This is a genomic window from Streptomyces sp. RLA012 (genome assembly GCF_056270325.1).
This window is the reverse complement of the sequence record NZ_JBWDPA010000002.1, coordinates 2960231-2985030: the sequence shown is the minus strand read 5'-3', so window position 1 is coordinate 2985030 and position 24800 is coordinate 2960231. Positions and strand designations below refer to the sequence as shown.

Annotated in this window: 17 protein-coding genes; 6 read left to right on the top strand and 11 right to left on the bottom strand. The window is 68.9% G+C overall.

The window, feature by feature from the left end; translation table 11 throughout:
- Positions 1 to 221 precede the first annotated feature (221 nt).
- Complete coding sequence (locus RV986_RS13680) at positions 222 to 2273, top strand: APC family permease (RefSeq protein WP_475917657.1); 2052 nt, start codon at positions 222 to 224, stop codon at positions 2271 to 2273.
- Positions 2274 to 2487: 214 nt separating this feature from the next.
- Complete coding sequence (locus RV986_RS13675) at positions 2488 to 3816, top strand: class I SAM-dependent RNA methyltransferase (RefSeq protein WP_475917656.1); 1329 nt, start codon at positions 2488 to 2490, stop codon at positions 3814 to 3816.
- Between the two features lie 293 nt (positions 3817 to 4109).
- Here the strand turns inward: RV986_RS13675 and RV986_RS13670 are convergent, their stop codons facing one another.
- Genes RV986_RS13670 through RV986_RS13660 form a run of 3 tightly spaced genes read right to left on the bottom strand, consistent with a single transcriptional unit; the run spans position 4110 to position 5657 of the window.
- Positions 4110 to 5051 carry an IS3 family transposase gene (locus RV986_RS13670; RefSeq protein ID WP_475915735.1) on the bottom strand — a complete coding sequence of 314 codons (942 nt, stop codon included), beginning with the start codon at positions 5049 to 5051 and terminating at the stop codon, positions 4110 to 4112.
- Positions 5039 to 5329: a transposase gene (locus tag RV986_RS13665; RefSeq protein ID WP_102914224.1), complete on the bottom strand. Its 291-nt coding sequence runs from the start codon at positions 5327 to 5329 to the stop codon at positions 5039 to 5041. The genes RV986_RS13670 and RV986_RS13665 overlap by 13 nt, the downstream gene beginning before the upstream one ends.
- Before the next feature lie 49 nt (positions 5330 to 5378).
- The gene (locus RV986_RS13660; RefSeq protein ID WP_475917655.1) at positions 5379 to 5657 is read right to left on the bottom strand and encodes an RHS repeat-associated core domain-containing protein; all 279 of its coding nucleotides are present in this window, start codon (positions 5655 to 5657) and stop codon (positions 5379 to 5381) included.
- A 620-nt stretch (positions 5658 to 6277) separates the two neighbouring features.
- Here RV986_RS13660 and RV986_RS13655 point away from each other — a divergent pair.
- The 3 genes from RV986_RS13655 to RV986_RS13645 all read left to right on the top strand — a co-directional run bounded on the left by RV986_RS13655 (position 6278) and on the right by RV986_RS13645 (position 8899).
- Positions 6278 to 7518, top strand: a protein-coding gene (locus RV986_RS13655; protein ID WP_475917654.1) for an IS3 family transposase whose coding sequence is annotated in 2 segments (ribosomal slippage) — positions 6278 to 6551 and positions 6551 to 7518 — 1242 coding nt in all. Because the reading frame shifts where the segments join, the coding sequence is not laid out codon by codon here.
- 161 nt (positions 7519 to 7679) lie between these two features.
- Positions 7680 to 7985 carry a transposase gene (locus RV986_RS13650; protein WP_111007219.1) on the top strand — a complete coding sequence of 102 codons (306 nt, stop codon included), beginning with the start codon at positions 7680 to 7682 and terminating at the stop codon, positions 7983 to 7985.
- A gap of 23 nt (positions 7986 to 8008) precedes the next feature.
- Positions 8009 to 8899, top strand: a complete 891-nt coding sequence (locus RV986_RS13645; protein WP_475924272.1) for an IS3 family transposase — start codon at positions 8009 to 8011, stop codon at positions 8897 to 8899.
- 856 nt (positions 8900 to 9755) lie between these two features.
- Here the strand turns inward: RV986_RS13645 and RV986_RS13640 are convergent.
- Positions 9756 to 10298, bottom strand: a complete 543-nt coding sequence (locus RV986_RS13640) for a hypothetical protein (RefSeq protein WP_475917653.1) — start codon at positions 10296 to 10298, stop codon at positions 9756 to 9758.
- A gap of 747 nt (positions 10299 to 11045) precedes the next feature.
- Here RV986_RS13640 and RV986_RS13635 point away from each other — a divergent pair.
- Entirely contained in the window at positions 11046 to 11636 is a 591-nt protein-coding gene (locus RV986_RS13635) for an isochorismatase family protein (RefSeq protein ID WP_475917652.1), read from the top strand.
- Positions 11637 to 11835: 199 nt separating this feature from the next.
- Here RV986_RS13635 and RV986_RS13630 read toward each other — a convergent pair whose 3' ends face one another.
- The 7 genes from RV986_RS13630 to RV986_RS13600 all read right to left on the bottom strand — a co-directional run bounded on the left by RV986_RS13630 (position 11836) and on the right by RV986_RS13600 (position 24798).
- Positions 11836 to 12831 (bottom strand): 3-oxoacyl-ACP synthase III family protein, encoded by a 996-nt coding sequence (locus tag RV986_RS13630; protein WP_475917651.1) that lies wholly within the window; start codon positions 12829 to 12831, stop codon positions 11836 to 11838.
- Entirely contained in the window at positions 12828 to 13727 is a 900-nt protein-coding gene (locus tag RV986_RS13625) for an SDR family oxidoreductase (RefSeq protein WP_475924274.1), read from the bottom strand. Before RV986_RS13625 ends, RV986_RS13630 begins: the two co-directional genes overlap by 4 nt.
- 452 nt (positions 13728 to 14179) lie before the next feature.
- Positions 14180 to 15832 (bottom strand): prenyltransferase/squalene oxidase repeat-containing protein, encoded by a 1653-nt coding sequence (locus tag RV986_RS13620; protein ID WP_475917650.1) that lies wholly within the window; start codon positions 15830 to 15832, stop codon positions 14180 to 14182.
- Positions 15833 to 15902: 70 nt separating this feature from the next.
- Positions 15903 to 16790 carry a terpene synthase family protein gene (locus RV986_RS13615; RefSeq protein ID WP_475917649.1) on the bottom strand — a complete coding sequence of 296 codons (888 nt, stop codon included), beginning with the start codon at positions 16788 to 16790 and terminating at the stop codon, positions 15903 to 15905.
- Between the two features lie 652 nt (positions 16791 to 17442).
- Positions 17443 to 18687 carry an IS110 family RNA-guided transposase gene (locus RV986_RS13610; protein WP_475917648.1) on the bottom strand — a complete coding sequence of 415 codons (1245 nt, stop codon included), beginning with the start codon at positions 18685 to 18687 and terminating at the stop codon, positions 17443 to 17445.
- A 578-nt stretch (positions 18688 to 19265) separates the two neighbouring features.
- On the bottom strand, positions 19266 to 20018 hold the full coding sequence (locus RV986_RS13605) for a hypothetical protein (RefSeq protein WP_475917647.1): 753 nt from the start codon (positions 20016 to 20018) through the stop codon (positions 19266 to 19268).
- A gap of 13 nt (positions 20019 to 20031) precedes the next feature.
- On the bottom strand, positions 20032 to 24798 hold the full coding sequence (locus RV986_RS13600; protein WP_475917646.1) for a putative T7SS-secreted protein: 4767 nt from the start codon (positions 24796 to 24798) through the stop codon (positions 20032 to 20034).
- Between the last annotated feature and the right edge of the window lie 2 nt (positions 24799 to 24800).

Genomic DNA, 24800 nt, shown 5'->3' with positions numbered 1-24800 from the left:
CGCCGATGAGCTCCGCGGTCGCGTGCATGGAACCTCCGTTACGGGGCTGATGTGGTGTTTTGTCATATAGACATGTGGAGGTGTGCGGTTACGGAATCCGCAACGGGACCGTTCCCCGATTTCACTCGGAGAGCAGAGGTGGAACGGATGTGGATCGGATGTGGATCGGATGTAGAGCTGCGGGTGGGCGACCGCCCGTTCGAACGCTTACGATCCTCTGCGTGTCCAAACTGACCGACGTGCCCAAACGGATCTTGATCGGGCGCGCACTGCGCAGTGACCGGCTCGGAGAAACCCTCCTGCCGAAGCGCATCGCACTCCCCGTCTTCGCTTCCGACCCTCTCTCCTCCGTGGCCTACGCACCCGGAGAAGTGCTCCTGGTCCTCTCCATCGCGGGCGTGTCGGCCTACCACTTCAGCCCCTGGATCGCGGTCGCGGTCGTCGTGCTCATGTTCACGGTGGTCGCTTCCTACCGGCAGAACGTGCACGCGTACCCGAGCGGCGGCGGCGACTACGAGGTGGCCAACACCAACCTCGGCCCCAAGGCCGGCCTCACCGTCGCCAGCGCGCTGCTCGTCGACTACGTCCTCACCGTCGCCGTCTCGATCTCGTCCGGCATCGAGAACCTCGGCTCCGCCATCCCCTTCGTCGTCGAGCACAAGGTGCTGTGCGCCGTCGTCGTCATCGTGCTGCTCACGCTGATGAACCTGCGCGGAGTCAAGGAGTCCGGAAAGCTCTTCGCGATTCCGACCTATGTCTTCGTCGCGGGCGTCTTCATCATGATCGCGTGGGGCGCCTTCCGCGGGCTCGTCCTCGACGACACCATGCGCGCGCCGACCTCCGACTACCACATCAAGGCCGAGCACCAGGGCCTCGCGGGCTTCGCGCTCGTCTTCCTGCTGCTGCGCGCCTTCTCCTCCGGCTGCGCGGCGCTGACCGGCGTCGAGGCCATCTCCAACGGCGTCCCCGCCTTCCGCAAGCCCAAGTCCAAGAACGCCGCGAGCACCCTTGCGGCGATGGGCCTGCTCGCCGTCACCATGTTCTGCGGGATCATCGCCCTCGCCATGTCGACCAAGGTCCGGATGGCCGAGAACCCGGCCACCGACCTGATCCACAACGGCGTACCGATCGGTTCCGGCTACGTCCAGAACCCGGTGATCTCGCAGGTCGCCGAGGCGGTCTTCGGCAAGGGCAGCTTCCTGTTCATCGTGCTCGCCGCCGCCACCGCGCTGGTCCTGTTCCTCGCGGCCAACACCGCGTACAACGGCTTCCCGCTGCTCGGCTCGATCCTGGCCCAGGACCGCTACCTGCCGCGCCAGCTGCACACCCGCGGCGACCGCCTCGCCTTCTCGAACGGCATCGTGCTGCTCGCGGGCGCGGCGACCCTCCTGGTCGTCATCTACGGCGCCGACTCGACCCGCCTGATCCAGCTCTACATCGTCGGCGTCTTCGTCTCCTTCACGCTCAGCCAGACCGGCATGGTCCGCCACTGGAACCGCCATCTGCGCACCGAGAAGGACCCGGCCAAGCGCAGCCACATGGTCCGCTCCCGCGCGATCAACGCCTTCGGCGCCTTCTTCACCGGCCTGGTGCTGGTCGTCGTCCTCGTCACCAAGTTCACGCACGGCGCCTGGGTCGCCCTGCTCGGCATGGTGATCTTCTACGCGACGATGAGCGCGATCCGTAAGCACTACGACCGGGTCGCCGAGGAGATCGCCGCCCCCGAGGGCCCCTCCGACGACAGTGTCCGCCCCTCCCGCGTCCACTCCGTCGTACTGATCTCCAAGATCCACCGCCCGACGCTGCGCGCCCTCGCCTACGCCAAGCTGATGCGCTCCGACACCCTCGAAGCGCTCAGCGTCAACGTCGACCCGGCCGAGACCAAGGCCCTGCGCGAGGAGTGGGAGCGGCGCGGCATCGACGTACCGCTGAAGATCCTCGACTCGCCGTACCGCGAGATCACGCGGCCGATCATCGAGTACGTCAAGGGTCTGCGCAAGGAGTCCCCGCGCGACGCGGTCTCCGTGATCATCCCCGAGTACGTGGTCGGCCACTGGTACGAGCACCTGCTGCACAACCAGAGCGCCCTGCGTCTCAAGGGCCGGCTGCTGTTCACGCCCGGTGTGATGGTCACCTCCGTGCCCTACCAGCTGGAGTCCTCCGAGGCCGCGAAGAACCGGGCCCGCAAGCGGCAGGACTGGAACGCGCCGGGTGCGGTGCGCCGGGGTCCGGCGGAGGAGCGCCCGAAGGAGTCCAGCACGAACAAGGTCTGACGGGACTGATGGGTCTGACGGGTCCGATGGGTCCGATGGGTCCGACGGGACTGATGGGTTTGACGGGTCCGACGGGACTGATGGGTTTGACTGGTCCGACGGATGTGTGTCGAGCGGCCGGGCGGTGTCCACGTAGACTGGTGGGCTGTCGTCCGGCCGCTCGCCGTTCGGCATCCCCTTTCTGGTCCCCTTTCGCACCTGGAGTCACCCCGCCATGCAGGCAGAACCGAAGAAATCGCTGGTGGGGGAGGAGTACGAGGTCGAGATCGGCCCCGTGGCCCATGGCGGGCACTGCATCGCCCGTACGGCCGAGGGCCAGGTCCTCTTCGTCCGGCACGCCCTGCCCGGCGAGCGTGTCGTGGCACGGGTGACGGACGGCGAGGAGGGCGCGCGCTTCCTGCGGGCGGACGCGGTGACGGTCCTCACGGCGTCCAAGGACCGTGTCGAGGCCCCCTGCCCCTACTCGGGCCCCGGCCGCTGCGGCGGCTGTGACTGGCAGCACGCCAAGCCGGGCGCACAGCGCCGCCTCAAGGGTGAGGTCATCGCCGAGCAGCTGCAGCGCCTCGCGGGCCTCACGCCCGAGGAGGCGGGCTGGGACGGCACCGTGGTGCCCGCCGAGGGCGACAAGCTGCCCGCGGGCGAGGTGCCTGCCTGGCGCACGCGCGTCCAGTACGCCGTCGACGCCGACGGCAACGCCGGACTGCGCCGCCACCGCTCGCACGAGGTCGAGCCGATCGAACACTGCATGATCGCCGCCCCGGGCGTCAGCGAACTGGGCATCGAGGAACGCGACTGGTCCGGCATGGAGTCCGTCGAGGCGATCGCCGCGACCGGATCCCAGGACCGCATGGTGATCCTGGAGCCCCGCCCCGGCGCGCGCCTGCCCCTCGTCGAACTCGACAGGCCGGTCTCCGTCATGCGCGTCGAGGAGAAGGACGGCGGCATCCACCGTGTCCACGGTCGCGCGTTCGTGCGCGAGCGCGCCGACGGCCGTACGTACCGCGTCGGCAGTGGCGGCTTCTGGCAGGTCCACCCGATGGCGGCCGACACCCTGGTCAAGGCCGTCATGCAGGGCCTGATGCCGCGCAAGGGCGAGATGGCGCTCGACCTGTACTGCGGCGTCGGCCTCTTCGCGGGCGCCCTCGCGGACCGCCTCGGCGACAAGGGCGCGGTCCTCGGTATCGAGTCCGGCAAGCGCGCGGTCGAGGACGCCCGGCACAACCTCGCCGCCTTCGACCGCGTCCGCATCGAACAGGGCAAGGTCGAGTCGGACCTCCCGCGCACCGGCATCACCGAGGTCGACCTGATCGTCCTCGACCCGCCCCGGGCCGGCGCCGGCAAGAGGACGGTCGAACACCTCTCCTCCCTCGGCGCCCGCCGCATCGCCTACGTCGCCTGCGACCCGGCGGCGCTGGCCCGCGACCTGGCGTACTTCCGCGACGGCGGGTACAAGGTGCGCACGCTGCGGGCGTTCGATCTGTTTCCGATGACGCATCATGTGGAGTGCGTGGCGATCCTTGAGCCGGTCGCAAAGGGCGCCTGACCTGCGGTTTCGTGCGTGCGCATTATGTGCGGTGTGGGCGTTACGGGCGATATCTTGACGCTGAAATGACGCTCGTGACGCTCATTTGACGCTCGTTCTGATGGGGTGTCAGACGTATTGGAGTGCTGGTCAGGTCGCCTGTAGCGGCGGGGAATGAGCGGCTCTTCAGCGAAAAGAGTCCCAGCGCTGGTCGGCGGAGTGCACATGCTGGAGCTCTGCGGCCCTCTGCAAGTCGCCGCTCGGGAGTCGCTGGCGGTGGTGGTGTCAATCCCCTGGTTGCGTAGAGACGTTGGTTATGCGGCCCGGCCTTCCTGATCGGTCCGAGCTCGCGCTTCCTGGATGATCCGTTCGAACTCGGCGGGTGGCTTCCCCCCGGCCGCGCTGTGACGGCGTTTCGTGTTGTAGAAGTCCGCGATCCACGTGGCGGTCTTCAGCCGGGCCTCGGTGCGGGTGGCGAAGGTGTGCCGGTGGATGTACTCGACCTTGAGGACCGAGTGGAACGACTCCGCGGCGGCGTTGTCCAGCGCCGACCCGACGCGCCCCATCGACTGCACCACGCCCCACCTGCCGCACAGCTGCTGGAACGCCTCGGACGTGTATTCGCTGCCGCGGTCCGTATGGAAAATGACGCCGTCGACCTGGCCGCCCCGGGTCGCGATCGCCATCTGCAGGGCCGCGCTGACCAGCGCGGCGTCGTGCCGCGCGCCCATCGCGTAGCCAAGGGCGCGGCGGGAGAAGGCGTCGTGGACGGATGCGAGGTAGAGCTTGCCCTCTCCGGTCTCGATCTCCGTCATGTCGCCCCACCACAAGACGTCGGGAGCGATGGCGTCGAACTTGCGTCGCACCAGGTCAGGAGCGGTCTTCCGCTTGCCTGGGCGGGTGAGCGAGCGGCGTCGACGAGGCGGCTTGCGGCCCTGCAGGCCGAGTTCGGCCATGATCTCGGCGACGGTGTTCTGCGACACCTGCCAGCCCTCCTCCCACAAATCCAGCGTGATCCTCGGCGAGCCGTACGTCCGGCCGGAGCAGTCGAAGAAGTAACGGATCCGCTCGGCCAGCTCTGCGCGTCTGATCTCGCGTTTTGTCGGCTCGGACGGCCTGCGGCGCCACTTGTAGAACCACGCCTCCGACACGCCCAGGGCCCGACAGGAGGTGCGGTGCGAAATGCTGTGCACGGTCTTCTGGTCGCTGATCACCCCGACAAGCAACGCCGGGTCCGCCACAGCTACTTCACCCACAAGACCATGCAGCGTTTGAGCACATCACGCTCCATGGCCAGCTCCTTGTTGTCCTTCTTCAGCTGCGCGTTCTCCCGCCGCAGCCGCGCGAGCTCCTCGCTCTCACCCGTCGCCGTGGCCCCGCCGGCCCTGCGAGCCCGCGACACCCAACTCGCCAGCGTGGTCTCGTTGATCCCGAGATCCTCCGCGACCTGCGCGATCGGCTTGCCGGTCTCGGCGACGATCCGCACAGCCCCCTCACGGAACTCCGCGTCGAACTTCCGCCTCTTGCCTGCCATGACCCTCAACTTCCCCTGCAGTCAGGGTCTCTACGCTACGAGGGGAAGGTCATGGGTCGCCGTTGCAGTATTCGTAGGCGTTGGCGTTGCCGCCGGGAACCGGGTCGACCGACAGGAAGCGTCCGGTGGTTGGGTCGTACAGGCGCACACCCATGAGAGTCACGCCGCTGGGCGTTTCGGTGGAACGCTGCTTGCCGCCGAGCCAGCCGTAACGGGCGGGGTCGGTGCCAGGCAGCAGGTTGCCGTACTCGTCGTAGGCGTTCACCACCGGGGTGGTGTTGTCCACCAGCGGGATCTGCGTGGCGATGTCGCCGTGCAGGTTGGCCAACTGCAGGACGACGTCGCCGCTCGCGCTGGTGGTGGCGATCAGGTTGCCGGCCAGGTCTTCGAGGCTGCGGCTGATGGTGCCGTTGCTCTCCGCGGTCCAGTCCGGGCTGTCGCTGTCGCCGCCGTAGTGGTTGGTCTTGGTGGCAGCAGTGCCCCAGGTGCCGTCCTCCGCCTGCTTTTCGGTCGTCCAGGAAGCAAGGCGTCCGGCCGCGTCCAGGTCCCAGGTCGTCCGCTTGGAGTTGGCGGTGATCTGGCGAACGAGGTCGTTGGCGTAGTAGGCGTTCTGGGCGCCGCCGGCCTGTGCAGTGGTGCGGCCGAAGGCGTCGTACAGGGTGCCGGAGGCGATCAGCCGGTCGGCACTGTCGTAGGAGGAGTTGACGGTGTTGGTGGTGGGGGTGCCTCCGTCGACGTCGTCGAGCGTGGTGGTGAGCGACGTGCGGTTGGTGTTGTCGTCGAAGGCGTAGGCGCGGTGGGTGGTGACGCCAGTCTGGGAGTCGTCCGCCTTGGTCAGACGGCCTGCCGCGTCGTAGGTGTACTCCTGGTACGCACCGCCTCCTGTGTAGGTGGTGAACCGTTCCGGGTTTGATCGAGGCTCGATCTTTTGGAAGGATCGAGTCCGTTATGGCGAAGCAATACCCGAAGGAGCTCAAGGAGCGGGCCGTGCGTCTGGTCCTGGAGACGCGTGATCAGTACAAGACGGAGTCCGCGGCGATCCGGTCGATCGGAGCGAAGCTCGACATCGGGCCGGATTCCCTGCGGAACTGGGTGCGTCAGGCCGAGGTCGACGCCGGTGCCCGGACCGGGACCACGACCGAGGAATCCGCCCAGCTCAAAGCGCTCAAGAAAGAGGTCGCCGAGCTGAAGCGGGCGAACGAGATCCTGAAGGCCGCAGCGAGTTTCTTCGCGGCCGAGCTCGACCGGCCACACACACGCTCGTAGCGTTCATCGACGAGCACCGGGACCGCTTCGGCGGAGTCGAGCCGATCTGCAGGACGCTCACCGAGCACGACTGCAGCATCCACCCGTCCACCTATTACGCGTACAAGAAACGTCCCACGTCGGCCCGTGCCCTGCGAGACGCGGAACTGGCGCCGCTGATCGTCAGCATCTACCAGGACAACTACAGCGTCTACGGAGCCCGCAAGATCTGGGCCGAGCTCAAGCGCCAGGGCCATCAGGTGGCCCGGTGCACCGTCGAGCGGCTGATGAAGGCCGAGGGCCTGGTCGGGGCGGTGCGCGGCAAGAAGGTCGTCACCACCCAAGTGGCGGACAGGGAGGCCGAGCGGGCTCCGGACCGGCTCAGCAGGCAGTTCGTGGCCAGTGCTCCGAACCGGGTATGGGTCGCGGACTTCACCTACGTGGCCACCTGGTCCGGCACTGTCTACGTCGCCTTCGTCGTCGACACCTTCTCCCGCCGGATCGTCGGCTGGTCCGCAGCGACGAACAAGCAGACCCCGCTGGTGCTGTCCGCACTGGAAATGGGGCTGTGGCAGCGTGACCGGGCCGGAAACCCCGTCACCGCAAGGGAGTTGATCCACCACTCCGATGCCGGATCGCAGTACACCAGCTTCCGGCTCGCCACCCACCTGGCCGCCGAACAGATCGCCGCGTCCATCGGCACCGTCGGGGACGCCCTCGACAACGCCCTGATGGAATCGACCATCGGGCTCTACAAAACCGAGCTCATCAAGCCGCAGCGGCCCTGGAAAGCCCTGAGCAACGTCGAGTTGGCCACCGCTGAGTACGTCGATTGGTACAACCACCGTCGACTCCACGGTGAGATCGGCCACGTCCCACCCGCCGAATACGAAACCACCCACTACCAGAACACGCAAAAACAGCAGGTCACAGCCACAATCTAGAGTCTCTACCGAACCCGGAACGGTTCAACCTCCGCGCGACCATGGGCGACGCGTCCAACCCAGTGACCCGGATCCTCTCCGCCCAGGTCACTGAAGCTCCCCCTGTGACCTGGACAGCCTGATACTGGGACGGAAGGTCCCGGAGGAAGCAGTCACAGGTAGTGAGTAAGAAGAGCAATACGAGCAAGCGGTACACGGCGGAGTTCAAGCGGGATGCCGTCGCGCTGGCGTTGTCGTCGGACAAGACGGTCACCGAGGTCGCCCGGGACCTGGGGGTGAGTCCGGAGGGTCTGCGTGGCTGGGTGAAGCAGGCCAAGGTCGATCGGGGCGAGGGGCCTGCCGGGGCTCTGACCAGCGCCGAGCGGGAAGAACTCGCCCAGCTGCGGCGCAAGGTCCGCGAGCTGGAAAAGACGGTCGACATCCTGGGAAAAGCGACCGCCTTCTTCGCGCAGGACAAGATGAGGTAGACACCGCCGCGCGGTGCCGCTTCATCGACGCGGAGAAGGCATCTGACAGCCATCTTGCAGGTCACAGCGTGGCGCGGCTGTGCCGTGCACTGGGAGTGCCGCGCTCTACCTACTACGCGCACCACGCGGCCGCGTCGGCGCGGCGGGCCGCACGGCGCGAGGAGGAGCGCCTCGTGGACGAGATCCGAGTGCTCCACGCCGGGTCGCGCGGCGCCTACGGAGCCCCGCGGATTCACGCCGCCCTGCGGCGGGCCGGGCGGGCGGTGAACCCGAAGAAGGTCGAGCGGCTGATGCGCAAGCACCGGATCGTCGGGATCACCCGTCGTCGGCGTCGGGGCCTGACCCGGCAGGCGAAGCGGGCGGTGTTCGCCGCCGACCTGATCGGCCGGGACTTCACCGCACCCCGCCCCGGGATGCGGCTGGTTGGTGACATGACCGAACTCGTCACCCTGGAAGGGAAGTTGTATCTGGCGACCTGCATCGATCTCGCGACGCGGGAGGTGATCGGCTGGGCGATGGCCGGCCACCACCGCGCCGAGCTGCCGGTCGCCGCCCTGCGGATGGCGGCCGGACGCGGTGGCCTGGAGGACGACTGCATCATGCACACCGACCGCGGCAGCGAATACACAAGTGACGAATTCCGAGCCGAGATACGTCAGTTGCACATGAGGCAGTCGATGGGACGTGTCGGCTCTTGTTACGATAATGCTGCTGCGGAAAGCTGGTTCGCCGTCCTCAAAGCGGAGATCGGTACCACCGTCTGGGAAACCCGCGAGGCTGCCCGGGCCGACGTCTTCCGCTACATCGAGATCGAGTACAACCGCAGCCGACTCCGCAGGCATCCCGAGTACGGGTACGTCACCCCGCTCGAAACGAGAACCTTGCTCCGGCAGGACCTCACCCCCGCAGCGTAAACACCCGCTGTCCAGGCCCCGGGGGGAACTTCATCACCGTCCTCAAACCCGATCTGGAAATCGGCAACCTCGCCGTCAACGGCGACGTCACCATCGCGCCGGGCAAACAGCTGGCCGTCCCCCGAATCGTCGGCAACAACGGTCACGCGGACGGGGACACCGCCGAAAAGGTCACGGTCGGCGGCGATCTGGAAGTCAGCGGTAAGCTCAGAACCGATCTGCTGGGCCGTCGCGACAACAGCCTCGCAGGCATCCCCCTACAGCCAGGAACTTGGTGGTCCAAGACTTTCGACACTGAGGTGCTGTTCATCGGTTTTGCCTGCAACCGGCCTCTGAGGATCTCCGTTGGCCGAGGCGACGACAGCTTCTACGTCGACACCCAGGCCAACTCCACCTTCACCATTCCCGTTCGTCGAGGGGCTGTGGTCGAGATCATGATCGCATCCGGTACAGACACAGTTCTGCCGTGTGTCGTCATGCCACTCGGGTCCTAGCGGCGAGAGCAACCCTCAACGACGTACAAAGCCTCCCTCCCAGCGTTGTGGCGCAGGAACGCCGCGGTCTGCTGTGTGGTCCAGCAGAGGCACAGCCGCTCGGGCGCAGCGGGACGCTTCAATGAGGCGCTACGGGCGGGGTGGCGGACCAGCAGGTCGACGCCGCGCTGCGTGAGGGTGAGGAGACCACCGAGCTGCGGATGTGGCGGTCACCAGGGAGAGTGCAGCCGTGCGGTTCTCACGCCCGGGTCCAGTCCCGTGGGCGGCTGCGCCGGGTGCGGCTGCAGGTGTGGGCGGCGAGGTCCGTGCCGTCTGCGCGGCCGGGCGACGGTGTTCCGTTGCCCGGCCGCGAAGGGTGCTGATCAGGGGTTGTGGGACCTGGTCATGGGGAACGGCAGGAGCTGGGCGACGACTTGTCCGGGGTTGTCGAGCGGGGCGAAGTCAACGGGCTGCTGGACTTGGTAGATGCTGCCCTGCGGGGGGAAGACAGTGAGCCGGTCGCACAGGGTGGTCATCGTCCGGGTGTTGGACAGGAGCGCGGGGCCACCGCCGCCCGGGGGCTTTTCGATGGTGAGCGTGAAGTCGTGGAAGAGGGTGTGGCGCAGGACCGGCGGCATGGTGCTGGTGACTTCGAGCACGCTGAGCGGGGTGGTGTCGACGTCGGCCTGTGAGAGGGTGACCTTGCCCAGGACGGGGGAGTCGGCGCTGTACTCCTCGCCGATGATCCTCATCTTCACTCCGCCCTGGCCGCCGGGGATGGTCTCCTCGACGCGAAACCTGATGCCGCCCTTGATGTCCAAGGTGACGAGGCCGAGCACATTGATCTGCAGCGGGACGTTGACCGCGTAGCTGGAGCAGGGGATCTCCAGCCCGATCGGGGGGAGTACGCCACTGAGGGTGGTCACGGGGAATGCCTCCGAGTATGGGCGGTCCACGCCGGGCGGCGCTGACACGCTGCCCGAGCATTGATGCGCCGCACGCTACCGATCGGGCCGTGCACCACCCTGCCGCCGTGCCGGGGTGGCCCCGTAAGGATGAACCTGCCGAGGGCGTGGTGCGCCGTGCCCCCGGGTAACCATGGTGATCACCCCGGCGCGTCGCCCCACTGCCCGCCCGGCCGCCGCTCGGGTTGCTCCCGGCAGGGCTCCGCCCGGCGTCCGCGCACGATCGGTGGGCGTGCTGCCGTGAACCGAGAATCGGCCCCACTGCCCGTTCTCCCAGTGCACGTCTCCGAACTGCACATGGCAGAGATCCACCGCCCGGACCTCGGAGATGTACGTCAGCTTCGACATCACGTAGTTGCGGACCGCCACCGGGTACTTCCGCGCTCGCGGCAGCGCCTCCCGCCACGTGGCGAACCCCCACGGAGGGGGGAGCTCTGCGATTGCGGGCCCAATCGAGGTCGACTTCCTTGAACCGTCTGGCTGACGACCGCATGGTTCCCAGGCCGGCCGATCGAGCCGATGCACCGGACGGCGGACAACCGCATGGGCTATGCCCGATGCGCGTTTCTCGGCCAAGTGCTCGACGCGCAGCTGGACGCCTTCACCAAGTGCGTCCCTATCGGGTGAGTGCTGGCGAGTGCTGCGTCAGCTCACCGACGGAGGGAGCGACCATACCGGCAATGGGTTCTTCCGAAGGAAAGGGTCTCCGTGCGCCGTGCATTGATCGTTGTTGACGTGCAGAAGGACTTCTGCGAGGGCGGCAGCATTCCGGTGAAGGGCGGCGCGGGCAGGGCCGTGGCCATCGCCGACCTGGTGCGGCGCGCCGATGGAAGGTACGCGCACATCGTCGCCACCCGTGACCACCACATCGACCCGGGGGCCCACTTCTCCGAGCACCCGGACTTCCAGAGCTCCTTCCCCGAGCACTGCGTCGTCGGCAGCGAGGGGGGCGAGTTCCATCCGGACTTCGCGCCCGCCGTCACCTCTGGCGGCGTGCACGAGGTCTTCTACAAGGGGGCGTACTCCGCCTCGAAGAGCGGTTTCGAGGGCTCGGCCCAGGACGGCACATCACTGGCCGACTGGCTGCGTGCCCGCCACATCAGCAAGCTCGACGTCGTCGGCATCGCTACCGACCACTGTGTGAAGGCCACCGCGCTCGACGGCGTACGAGCGGGCTTCGCCGTCCGGGTCCTGCTCGACTACACCGCCGGCGTTGCCGCCGACACCACCAGCACCGCGATCAGTGAGCTACGCCAAGCCGGTGTGGCGCTGAGCGGCAAGCCAGTCGTCCTCGCCTGACAGCCACTGACCTTTTCGCCGCGGGACCTGCCCGCACCAGGCACTGTCCGTGTCACGGGTCGCTGAGCCTCCAGCGACTATCGTCCGACCGGGGCAGAGACCCGGCCCGCATACTGGACGACCGACCGAGCCAGCCCGCTCTGACCGGTGACGGGTCTCGGGCTGCCCTCATCGGGTCCTGGCGCGGCTGCTGGTGGCCCTACCAGTTGATCAGCATCACCCCTGCGCTGGCGCCGCTGGCCATGCCGAACAAAGCCACCTGCATGCCTGGGCGCAGCCGGGCCTCTTCGGTGGCAAGGGCGAGCTGGAGGGGAAGGGTGGCGGCGCCCGTGTTCCCGGTGCGGTGGAAGGTCGGTACGACGGCATCGGGTTGGACACCGAGGCGTGCGCAGAAGGTGTGCACGAAGGGGACGGACGGCTGGTGGACGCAGACGAGGCCGAGTTCGTCCGGCTCGGTGTGCTGTTCCTTCAGCCACTGTGCGGCCCGGGTGTCCAGGCCGAGGAAGGAGTCGAGCAGCTGGTCGGAGTCGATGTGCAGTCCGGTCGGCGTGCCGGGGGCCTGGTAGGGGTTGAACAGGGTGGCCGCCGGCCAGCCCGCGGAGTTTGCCATGAAGGTGCTGGCGGTGATCCCGGGTTCGCTGCAGGCTTCGAGGAGCAGGGCGGCACCCATGTCCCCGCCGGTCAGTGAGGCGAGCCCGGTGCGTAGGGCGGTGGGGCTGGGCAGTGTCCATCGGCTGAGCCGGCTGAGGGTCTCTCCGCACGTGATGAGGACCCGCCGGTAGCGGCCTCCGCGGACGAAGGCGTCGGCGACTTCCAGGGCGTTCAGGACGCTGTTGCAGGCGTTGGAGATGTCGAACACCGGGCAGTTCAGACCAGTCTTGGCGGCCACGATGTGGCCGTTGGCGGGTTCCTGGACGTCGGCGCTGACGGCTGCGAACAGCAGTAGATCGATCTCGCCCGGTGCGATCGCCGCCTCCTCCAGTACGCGGTGGACGGCGCGGGAGGCCAGGTCGGAGGGCAGGTCGCCGTCGTCGGCGACGATGCGCTCTTGAAGCCCGTACAGCCGGCGCAGCAAACCGGGCGGAATCCGCAGACCGGGATTGACCTCGCGCAGCCGGTCCTCGATGGCGTGCGAGCTCTCGCGGCCGGGCGGCAGGTGGACGGCGACCTGCGTGATGTGGCTGTAGATGCTCATGCTGCCCTCTTCTTGGCGCTGGAGTTTGCCGGGGCCTTGCGAGGCAGGCCGCTGATCGTGTGTTTGACCAGGTCCGACAGCCACAGCGGTGACACCGCATGGAGGGGTACGAGGAGGCGGGCGTCGAGACCGACGGTGTAACGGGCCTTGGGGCTGCGGGAGGTCAGCGCCTTTTCGATGGTCCGGGCGACCGGCTGAGGTCCGGGGACGCGCTCGTTGACCGCCGTGAACAGGGCCCGTGAACGGGCGTAGCCCGCGAATCCCTTGCGATCGGCACCGGCGAGATCGTCGACCGCCTGATCCAGCATCGCGGTGGCGAACGCCCCGGGCTCCACCAAAGACACGCGGACACCGGCATGCGCCATCTCCACCCGCAGGCAGTGGGTGAGCGCACTCAACGCGTGCTTGCTCGCGCTGTACCAGCCACCCAGCGGCCACGGCACCCGCCCCAGACCGGACGACACGTTCACGACCCGCCCCCCACCGCGCAGACGCATCCCCGGCAGGGCAAGACGGCAGATCCGCATGGCCCCCAGCAGGTTCACCTCCAGCAGATGACGCGCCTGCTCATCGCTCACGTCCTCCAGCGAGCCCGCCTGTGGCACCCCGGCGTTGTTCACGACCGCCCACGCGCCCCCGCCCGTCATCTCCCCGATCCGCCCCATCGCCTCTGCGCATGAAGACGGCTCGGCGACGTCCAGCACCACCGTTCTCAGCGACCGCCCGCGCGCCGCTGCAGCGGCAACCAGCGCATCCGCCTTCTCCTGGCTGCGTGCTGTGCCGATCACATCGAAACCGCAGCCGGCCAAGCGCAGCGCCGTCGCCGCACCGATGCCCCCGGTCGCCCCGGTGACCAGTACAGTGCGCCCAACGTGCCACCGGGCCGAGATATCCATCGCCACCACCTACGTCACTCCCCGGGATTCAAAGAAGGCTCGCGCCCCCTGTGCGCCACCGCAAGGGGAACAACGAGCAGAAACAAGCACAGTTGTGGCCCCGGATCTGGAATCCCCTACGACTCCTCGCCGCTTCCCGCAGGTTGGCACAGGCCCTGAATTCCTCGTTGATGGTGAACGCGTAGGGGCGGGGTGCCCGCGGCAGCGGACCATGATGACGCCGATGGGGCGCGAGACCGTGTGCCCTGGGGGTCTGGGGAGGCCGCCAGGCCCACGCCACATCGGTCCGGAGTCTGAGCCACACTTGAGTCACGCATGAAGTCGTCATTTACGACGACATGCGCACGGTCAAGGCCGGCTCTTCACAAACGGTGTCGGGTGACGCACAGGGTGGGAGCTCTCTCCAGGCCGCAGCTGACCTCGTTCCTCGACTGCCACCTGTGACGCCGCGTTCAGGACGGGCTGCGGGCAACCCGGTGACGGGCCGGAGACGCACCGATGACGCGTTGACCCTTCTCAGCGTTGGTCACTGCCGGTATGCGGCATGGTGCGGGGGCCAGGCGGCGGGTGAGGTGACCGAGGGCGAGCAGGGCGAAGACATCGGCGAGCACGGGAACGGTGAAACCGAACGGGCGGGGGCCGATCGAGTCCGGGATACTTGCGATCGATCCGTCGGAGCGTTGCTGGGTGAGTAGGTAGGCGGCGCCCCGGGTAGCGGGGCCGGGGGTGTTCTGCGTCGCGAGGGCCGTCAGCGCGTAGGCGGTGCTCAGCGCGTCGCTCGCGTCGCCGTCCTGCTGGCCCCACCCGCCGTCGGCGTTCTGACAGTCTGCCACCAACGTCACGGCCTTTCTGATGACGTGCTGCGCGGGGCTGTCGGGGCCTCTGCGGGGGTGGTGGGAGGCCGCCAGGACGGCGCGCGAGACGGTGTGCAGGCGGCTGCTGCTCCAGTCCGGCGGGAAGGAGCCGTCGGGGCGCTGTTGGGAGACGAGGTAGCCAATGGCTGATTCGAACTCATGGTGGTAGGCCGGGCCCTGGGTGCTGAGGGCATTGGCTGCGGCGGCGGTCATGCAGGCTTCCGATGGCGCGCCGGTCAGGTAGGTCGGGAAGCCACCGTCCTTGCCGCGCAGGGCGTGCAGCGCGCGTAGTGCGTGGCGCAGCGGTGCTTGGTAGGTGTCGGGGTCGGCTAGGTGGAGGACTTCGACAGCCACCGAGGTGCAGTCCACGTCGGGGAGTTGGACGCCGTCGGTGTAGGACCAGCCGCCTGCAGGGTGTTGAAGGGCCACCAGACGCCGGGCGATGAGGTCCATGACCGGTGCGGCGGCTCCGGCGGCGTGCAGGGCGACTCCGGCGGTGGCGGTGACCCAGGTGTCCTCGTCGCAGATGAACGGCATCCCGCCATCGGGACGCTGGTGCCGCAGTGCGGTCTTCACTCCGTCGACGACCAGTGGGTACTGGCCGGGGACGGGTAGCAGGGCGTGCAGTACCGAGAGGTGGATGAGCAGGTTGGCCTCCCAGACGGTTCCGGGCCGCTGCGTGGAGCGCAGCAGTTCCAGGTCGCCTTTGTCGATCAGGCGATGTCCGCGGGCGTGGGCGAGGACGGCTTTGACCGCGGTGACCTGGACGCGCGCCCAGGTGTGCAGACCGTGCAGACTGAACGCCTCGGGGGCGGTGGCGATCCCGTCGTCGGTGGGGGCGGCGTCCAGGAGCGTCAGGACGGCATGCAACAGGGCGTGTTTGCGGGGGCCGGTGAAGTCCGGGGCCCGGGCGAGGAACCGTTCCACATCCAACAGGCCGGCCGGGTCAGGACTGTGGTGCAGGGCGGCCCGGGCCATGAGCCGGTCCAGCGGTTCGGGAGAGTCGCAGTGCAAGGACAGGTAGGCGGCCAGGCGGCTGCGGGCGGCGGGTTCCAGGCGGGCGCGGTCCAAGAGGGCCAGCAGCAGTGCGGATTCCAGGACGCGGCTGCGGCACGGACTGTGCAGGGTTCCGTCGGGCCGGATCAGGTCCAGGAGATGAGAGCGCAGCCGTGCGGTGGCGGGGGCTAGCTCGGCAGGCAGCGCGGAATGTGGCCAGCGGGGCATCCATGCGGCCGGGGCAGCGATTCTCATCGGGGTCAGTTCCTCCACATCGTCGTGTCCGGCCTGTACCTGGTGCGTCCGGTCGAATGGTTCCTTCGGGTCAGAGCTGCGGCCCTGACGTCTGAGGGGGTGCGGGCGGCCCGGGTTCGGGGGTGAAGCGCCCGGTGCGGGCCAGCCAGCGCAGCGTGACGGCCATGAACGTCTGCGTCAGGTCCACGTACCGGCATACGTCTACCTGCCGCTCAGGGGGCACGCCGTGGCCCATGCGCAGAGCGGTGGCGGCGGTGCGGAAGTCGCTGCGGCGATCGGCGATCATGTCAGCCGCCCGTGCGCGGGCCGCAGGCAGGGAGCAGCCGTCCTGTCGGGCGAGGACGGTCACCAGGTTGTCCTGACCGGTAGCCGCGTCGTCGGCCGCCGAGGCCAGATCATTCGCCCATCCCGCCACATCGGCCAACGCCTGCCGTAGCTCGCCCAGTCGGGCACTGACCTGTGGACACTCCACCAGCGGGGCATTGCCGGTGCGTTCCAGCACGTCGAGAAGCGGAAGCAGGGTGATCGTTCGGCGCCGCAACCGCACATACGGCTCAAGGGACAGCCGAACACCGTCACGGCGCAGGGCCACTTCCTCCTCGGTCGCATCCAGGAAGTCGGTGTAATCCGCGGTGAAACGCTCCCTCCAACGGGCGGACATCCCCTCGGCCGTGCGCTCCCACAGCCCCCTCAGGACTGCGGCATGCGGGGCCGTTGCCGCGGGCATCAGACCACTGCCGGCGTCCAGGACCTCGCGCAAAGGAGCAGTGAACTCCTCCACCTCGCCGGCGACCAGCCCCATGCCTCGCCGGTCGATCAGGTCGTCCACCCAGCAGATGAACACTGCCCACTGGGCCGTCAGAGCCACGTCCTGGGCGCCAGCCCGCGGCAGAGCCCCTTCAGCGAGCGCCTCCAACCTCATCGCGGCAAGCCGCCGCTGCTCAACCTCATCCCTCACCAGTCCCACTGTCCGAGCCCACCGCAGCACCGTCCCGGGCCCGGAACCGACCGAACCTGTCCGCGGGGCGTCCATGCCCCCACGGTGACCGAACCGCTTCCTGGGTGGCAGGCCGGGCGCCTGAATTAACCCTTATGGATGATCAGCGCCCACCCCGATCCCTCATATCGGGAGGCGACGTCAGAAGAACGGCACCCCAGGGCTCGGTAGAAGGACCGGTGGGTGTGACGTGAATGCTGGCGGAGCCGGTGCTGAGCACTCCCGTACCCAGGCCGGCCCAGGCGGGAGAGCCGACGTGGACGAGTTGAGGCAGCCTCGCCTGTCTCCCCCGAAGAAGGTGGTGGGCTGTTGGTCATGACGCTCGTTCGACGCTCCGGGCGCCTGTTGGCGGTACAACGAGCCGCGAAAGGGGCTATGACCTGCACCTTTCCGAATTTCGCCCAGGCCGACATCTCTCCGATGACGCATCATGTGGAGTGTGTGGCGATTCTTGAACCAGTCAAAGAGGGACTCTGACGCGTAAATAGCAGCAGGTCACGGTGGGTGTGGGCGTGTTTGGGTGCCCGGTGCCCGGTGCCCGGTGCCCGGTGCCCGGTGCCCGGTGCCCGGTGGGCGGGAGGTCGCCGGGTGTCGGGTGCCGGGCTGTGGTGGGTCAGGCCGCTCCCTCGATCGGGTTGAGAGTGACGGTGTAGCCGAGCTGGTTGAGTGCGGTGATCGCGCGGCGGGTGGCTCGTTCGGGGTCGCGCTGGGTGAAGTAGGTGCCGCCGAGTTCCTGGTGGGCGACGTTGTCGGTGAGCATGTGCCAGAGCGCGGTGATGATGGAGTGCTTGACGGCGACCAGGGCTTTCATCGGTCCGTGGCGGGCGGTCAGCCGTTTGTGACGGGCTTGCAGGTAGGTTTCCTTGGTCCTCACCGCGCCAAGAGCGGCCAGTCCGAGGGCGCTTTTGAGATAGGGATTGCCGGGGCGGACCTTGGTGTTCTTGGTGCGGCCGGCGGACTCGTGGTGGCCGGGGCGGACCCCGGCCCAGGAGGCCAGGTGCTTGGCGGAGGTGAACCGGGTCATGTCGCCGCCGGTCTCCGCGATGATCACCTCGGCGACGGCCCGGTTGATCCCGGGGATGGTGTCGAGGAGGTCGAGCGCGGGACGAAAGGGGGCCATTGCCTCCTCGGTCCGTGTGGTGAGCTGGTCGATCATCACTGTGAGCTGGTCGTACTGGTCCAGATACAGGCGAGCGAGGAACGCGTGGTGCTCGCGGAAGCGTCCGGTCAGTGCCTCGGTGAGTTCGGGGATCTTCTTGCGGAGCTTGCGTCTGGCCAGGTCCGCGAGAATCTGGGAGTCGTGCTCCCCGCTGATGAGGGCTTCGAGCATGGCCCGGCCGGAGACGCCCATGATGTCGGAGGCGACCGCGGAGAGTTTGATGCCGGTGTCCTCCAGCAGCTTCTCCAGGCGCTGGACCACACGGCCGCGTTCACGGGTGGCGGTCGTGCGGGCCCGGGTGAGGTCCCGTAGTTCGCGGACCGGTGCGGGCGGCACGAAGGAGGGCCGGACCAGGCCGTGGGCGCCGAGCTGGGCCGGCCAGGCCGCGTCCGAGACGTCCGTCTTGCGGCCGGGCAGGTTCTTGACCTGCCGGGCGTTGACCAGGATCACGTTCAAATCCTCGGCCAGCAGGTAGTGGAACGGCTTCCAGTAGTCCGAGGTCGCCTCGATCACGACGAGTGTGACCTCGGCGGCGAGCAGGTGCTCCCGCAGGGCGAGCACGGCGTTCGTCGTCGACCCCCAGGTCGTGGTCCGACTGGTGAAAGATCCCCGTCGTTTCGTGCTCGGGGTGCGGACGCACGCCTTGGCGTCCTTCTTGCTGATGTCCAGGCCGGCGCAGCGTTCGTGCAGTACGTCCACGGCCTTGCTCCTTCCCTGGCGAACGGCCGGTCAGTTCGCCGTTCCGGGAGGGCCAGGGTGAAACAGGAATTCTGACGCCCGTGCTCACAGCAACACTCCACGGTCCCCGTGGACGGCCCCCGGCACCACGCTGACCTGCGAGCTCACCGGCATCATCAGAGCAATCGGTTTCGGCCGGAACGAACCGATCCAGCGTCCCGAACCGGCATCCGCCCACGGCAGGGCGGACAGGAGCACCTCCAGCGCACGCCACGGCATTTACCACGCCCCCGGCGCGCACCGAAGGTGCGCTGGACCGCTGACCTGCGTTTTCTTCGTCGCTCATCTGACGCGCGCGAGATGACGAACTCACGCCGGGAGGGGCTGACGTGCTCTTCGCGATGCTCCGCGACGGCACCTTCTACCAGCCACCAACCCCGATCACCCCTTGACCAAAGTCATAGGGGCACCCCCCGCACCGGGCGGTGCGGGTCATCGGCGGCCGGCTGGAGCTCGGCACCCGGCGGGCGATCTGCCTCGTCGACACCGACGAGGACGCCCCCGAGCGACATGTGTGCCTCGGCTTCGTCGGCTGACCGTCACCCGTTTCCGTAGTCCTCGACCAGGTTCGCGATGAGGGAGAGCAGGGCGTCGGCCCGGTGGCGGTCCTCGGGCTGGTTGCGCAGGGCCTCGTCGGCCGCGCGGAGGCGGGCCAGGGCAGTCGGTTCGCCGTCGGCCACGTCGAGGATCACCGGTTGGGTGACGAGGTCCAGGCATTCGCTGAGCAGCCGACGGGTGGCAGGGGACGGAGGATCGGGGTCGGGGTCGGCGTACGCGGTGGTCAGGTACTGCGCGGGGTCGGTGAGGCTCCAACCGACGACGCTGCCGTGCTGGACGAGGAGCGCCACATCGGGGGCGATGCCGATGCGGGCCTCCAACGGCACGTCGAGGACGTCGAGATCGCGCAGACCGGTCAGCACGGCGTCCCCGGGAACACGACACAGCACCGTGCACATCTCATGCCGGAAGTCCCGGACCTCGTCCGCGCGCAGCCCGCCCGGGCGCACCGTGGGCGTGCGGGAAAGGCGGGCGGCGTCCTCGGCGGAGGCGGACTCCTCCGGCAACTGGAACTCGGCCCCGACCAGTTGCCGGCCGGCCGGGTCGAACCGGAGGATGTCGGGCGCGTCCCACAGCCACTGCCGGCTGCCGAAGGTGTCCACGAAGAACCCCTCACGTTCCTGCACATCCGCGTAGCGCGTGACGCGCACGGAGCCGCCGTCGAAGCGGGGGGTGATGTGCAGCGGATCGTCCGTCACCGTTGCGCGCCAGTCGCCGTCGAGCGACAGTTTCATGGTCGTTCCTGCCTCATCTGATCCGTACTGCCGGAGCCAAATAGCCACCCTTGGCAGGAATCCTGCCCTCCACGATGTCCTCGTGGGTCACTGGTACACCGGGGTCCGTGGGTTTGCCGCCGAGCGCCTCCACCCCGGAATCGCCCTTGATGCCCGACGGTCCGTACGCCGTGATGGCCTGGCCCTGGGTGGTGCCGGGCCCGTCGGTCACGACGATGTCCTCGCCCTGCCGGAACGTGAGTCTTCCGCCCGTGCCCGTCGACTGGTACACCGCGTCCGGGTTCTTCAGGATCTCCAGAACCCGTTCGTCGCTCATACCGTGCATCGTGTCCCCGTGGTAATCGACGTGCTTCCTGAACGTGCCGTTCTCGGCCCTCTCGATGACCCCGTCCACGACCTTGTCGAGCCGCTTCTTGGCCCTCTCCTCCTTCGTGTAGTTGGGCATAAGACCCAGCGGGTCGCACCCGGTGTGGGGGTTGTCCACATATCCGAGGGGATTCGGCGCGGGAGCGAGGCCGAGGGGGTCCGGGGAGGTGTAGCGGCCGGTCTCCGGGTCGTAGTGGCGGAAGTAGTTGTAGTGGAGGCCGGTCTCGGGGTCGTAGTACTGGCCGGGAAACCGGAGGGGGGTGTAGGCACTGCTGTCACGGGCCCAGGCCGTGGTGCCCCAGAGCGTGGTGCGGCTGCGCCACGCGATGTCGCCCGACGCGTCGATCAGTTCGGTGGGGGTTCCGACGAGGTCGGTGGCGATGGCGAAGAACCGCCGGTCGATCTCTTCCTGGCGGTCGTCGGCCGTGAGGATGCGCTCGGTCTGGGCGAGGGGGACGACGTCACGGTGGTCCCAGGTGAGGGCGACCGTGCCGGGGACGTCCGGCCGATTGCTCGTCTGTTCGCACAGGGTGAGGCCGTCCCAGGTGAAGCGGACCTCTTCCACCACGCTCTCGCCGTCGGCCGCCAGGCGCTGCTTCGCGCTGCGGCGGCCCAGGGGGTCGTAGCGGTACCTCCACCGTGTGCCGTCGGGGGTGGTGACGGACGTGAGGCGGTTTTCCGTGTCCCACGTGTAGCGCCAGGTGTCGGGCTTGCGGGAAAGGCGGGTCTTCTGCCGCAGGGTGACCCGGCCGAGACCGTCGTGTTCGAAGCGCACGTCTCCGGCCCGGGTGATGCGGGTGCCGGTGTAGGTGCGTGATCCGGCGGCCTCGCTGCCGGGGTGGCGGGTCGGCCAGGCCGCCGAGGTCTGGTTGCCGGTGTCGTCGTAGGCGTACCGCTCCGTCCAGTCGGGGGCGTGGACGGCGGTGACCCGGCCGATCGGGTCGAGGTCGAAGGTGCGGGTGCCCGACAGCTGGTCCGCCACGGAGATCAGGTGGCCGTCGGCGCGATAGGCGTAGGCGCGGCTGTTGACGGCGTGCGCTCCGGCGGTGATGTGCTGCGCGGCGAGCCGGCCGGCCTCGTCCCAGGCGGACGTCACGGTGAGCGCGTCGCCGAAGGCGCGGGCCAGCTCGCGGCCGGCGGCGTCGTGGGTGAAGTCGATGTGCCGGCCGCCGGTGGTGAGCCGGTGGGGCTGTCCGTCGGCGCCGTAGGAGTAGGAGGTGACATGACCGGTCGGTGTGGTGCGGCGGGTGCGGCGGCCCAGGGCGTCGTAGGTGTGGACGAGGGGGCGGCCGTCGACCAGTTCGGTCTTGACCTGGCCCCGGCGGTCGTACCGGTAGCGGAGTTCGCCGTCCGGTCCGACCGCCTCCAGCAGCCGTCCGGCCTGGTCGTAGGCGTAGTCCGTCGCCCGGCCGTCGACGTCCTTGCGGACCACCTGGCCGAGTTGGTCGCGGACGAAGGAGATGGTGCCGCCGAGCGCGTCGGCCCGCTCGGCGAGCCGGCCCGCGGCATCCACCCGGTAGGTCAGGGTGCGTCCGTCGAAGTCGGTCTCGGAGACGATGTTGCCGACCGCGTCGTAGGCGTAGCTCCAGGTCAGCCCCTGCGGGCCGGCGACGCGGGTCAGGCGCAGGTCGGCGTCGTGCTCGAACTCGTAGCGTGCGCCGTCGGGGCGGGTGGTGGCGAGCGGGAGGTCGAAGTGGGTGTACTCGTAGCGGGACAGGCCGCCGGACGCGTCGGTGTGGGTGAGGCAGTTGCCCTCACCGTCGTAGGTCCACGACTGTGTGGCGCCGCCGGGGTCCGTGCGGCGGGCGAGCTGCCCGTCCATGTTCCACTCCAGACGGGTGACCGCTCCCGACGGGTCGGTGACGCGGACCGGCCGACCGAGGGCGTCCCGTTCGGTGCGGGTGGTGGCACCGGATGGATCCACGACCTCCACGGGCAGCCCCGCCGCGTCGCACCTCACGTGCGTCGTGGCCCCGAGGACGTCGGTGACCGAGGTGAGACGGCCGGTGTGGTCGTAGGCGCGGCGGGTGGTGAGGCCGGCCGGGTCGGTGACCGCCGTACGGTTGCCGAGTTCGTCGTACTCGTACGTGCTGCGGGCGCCGTCCGGCCCCACGATCTCCACCGGCGGGCCGAACGGGCCGCGTACGACGCGTAGTTCGCCGCCGTCCGGCCGGGTGGCCGTGAGCAGGCGGCCGTCCTCGTCGTACGTGAAGGCGGTGGTGGCGCCCAGCGGGTCCGTGCGGGACAGCAGGTCGCCGCTCGGGCCGTAGCGGAACCGGGTGGTGCGGTCGAGCGCGTCGGTGGTGGCCAGGATCCGGCAACCGGGTCCGATCAGGTGCCGGGTGGCCCGGCCGTCGGCGGTGGTCAGAACCGTCGTACGGTGGCCGGTCTCGGCGTCCGGTCCGGTGTAGGCCAGGGTGATCTGGACGTGGCCGGCCTCTCCGCCCTCGGCGACGACACGGTCGCGGTCGTCGTAGACGTAGTCGTAGCGGTGTCCGTTGGAGTCGATCCAGGCGATGACGCGACGGCGGTCGTCGTAGTGGAACGTGGTGACGGCGCCGGAAGGCCTGGTGACGGTGGTGAGGTTGCCGTCCTCGTAGCCGTAGCCCAGCACCGGCAGGTCCCCGCCGTTCTCGCCCGCGCCGGCCAGGGACAGGGCGGTGACCAGGCCGTCGGCGACGGACAGCTTCACCTGGTGGCCCGCCGAGTGGACGAGGGCCAGCGGCAGACCGTCCTCGGCGCGGTCGACGGTGACGGTGTGTCCACCCCGTTCGGCGATGTCGGACAGCCAGGCCGTACCGTCGCCGCCCGGCTCGCCGCCGGGTGGCGCGGTGAAGTGGCGGGTCAGGCCGGTCATGGGGTCGGTGATCGTGTAGTCGCCGTCGGCGTCCCGGGCGAGGGTTGGCCGGGAGCGGCCGGTACGCGGCCGGGTGGGCAGGCCGGGGACCGGATGCGGGTACGGGATGAGCAGCCCGTCGGCGGTGACGTGGACGACGCCGACCGCGTCGACCTCCAGACGCTCGTCGACGGTGGACGACCAGGCGAGCCCCAGGAAGCGGCCGGTCGCGCAGCCGGACTCGGTGCGGCGGGTGAAGACCAGCGGCAGGACGCCGGGGATGTCGAGGTCGGTCTGGGGCAGGAACATCCGGCCCGTGGCGAGGTCCACCGGGTCGCTGCCATCGGTGATGCGCTCGCCGTCCGGTCGGCGGTGGGTCCCGTCAGGGGCGTCGTCGAGCAGCCTGCGCAGCCGCGCGGCCTCGGCGGCCTCCTCCGCGGTGCGTATGCCCTTCACCGCGGCGCCGCCGCCACCGGTCGCCGCGGTCAGCACGAGGTCGGGAACCAGCCTGCCGAAGCCCTCGGCCGGGTCCTTCATGAAGTCCTTGACCATCTGGGTGCCGGTGCCGACCGGGTCGTTGGCGGCGACCACCAGGCCGGCGGCCAGGCTGTTGAGGGACATCGCGTACTCGGCCGGGTGCGTGATGTTGTACGGGTCCATGGGGTTGACGCCGCGGACGAAGTTGACGATCCCCGCCGTGCCTTTGATGATGCCGCCGTCGAGATGGTCGCCCATGATCTGCAGTTCCTGGAACCCGTCGCGCGCCTGCTCGGCGTAGGACGGCTTCGGCGGAGCCATGTCGCGGGCGGCACGGACCGCCGTGCGCGCCGTCTGCGCCGCCGAGTTCCGCTGTGTGCGGGCCTCGGCGAGGATGCCCTGGGCCTCCTTCATCAGCTTCTTGCCGGGGTCGTCGAACGTTCCCGCGGGTCTGGGCGGAAGCGAGGCCGGGTCGCGCTTGTCCGCGGGCTGGACGTTGTACCGATCGACGGCGCTGTTGTAGTCGTCGACCTTCTTACGGTGGGCGTCGGCGGCGTTCTCGGAGGCCTTGACGCCCTCCTTCCACTTGTCGATCGCCGTCTGTGCCTGCCCCTGCGCCCAGGTGACGGTGTCGGCGAACGCCTCAAGCGCAGCGATCGCCTTCACGGCGGCGTCGGCGGCGTTGTACCACTTGTGCGGCTGGGTGCCCATCGCGGTGCGGAGCGCGTCGGCCGCTTCACCCTTGAGCCGGGACGAGTCTAGGCCTCTGAGACCGTCGCCGGTGTCGTCGAAGGCCGACTCGAAGGCGCGGAGCTTCGCGGCAGTGGAGTTGATCTTGCTTGGGCTGCCGTAGATCAGCTCGGTCTTGTCCTCGGTCTGCCCGAGGTCCATCTCGTCGACCTCGGCGCCCAGCCGGTTGGCGACCGAACGGGACTGCTCACGCACCCAGTCCGCGCCGGACTCCCAGCCGACGTCCTCCAGCCGGTCGGCGGTCCAGTTGCCCGCGTCCTCGACCCGGTTGCCCACCCACTCGACGCCGTCCTCGACCGCGTTCTCGACCGAGTCGGGTGTGATGTCGCTGATGAAGTCGCCGATGCCCATGG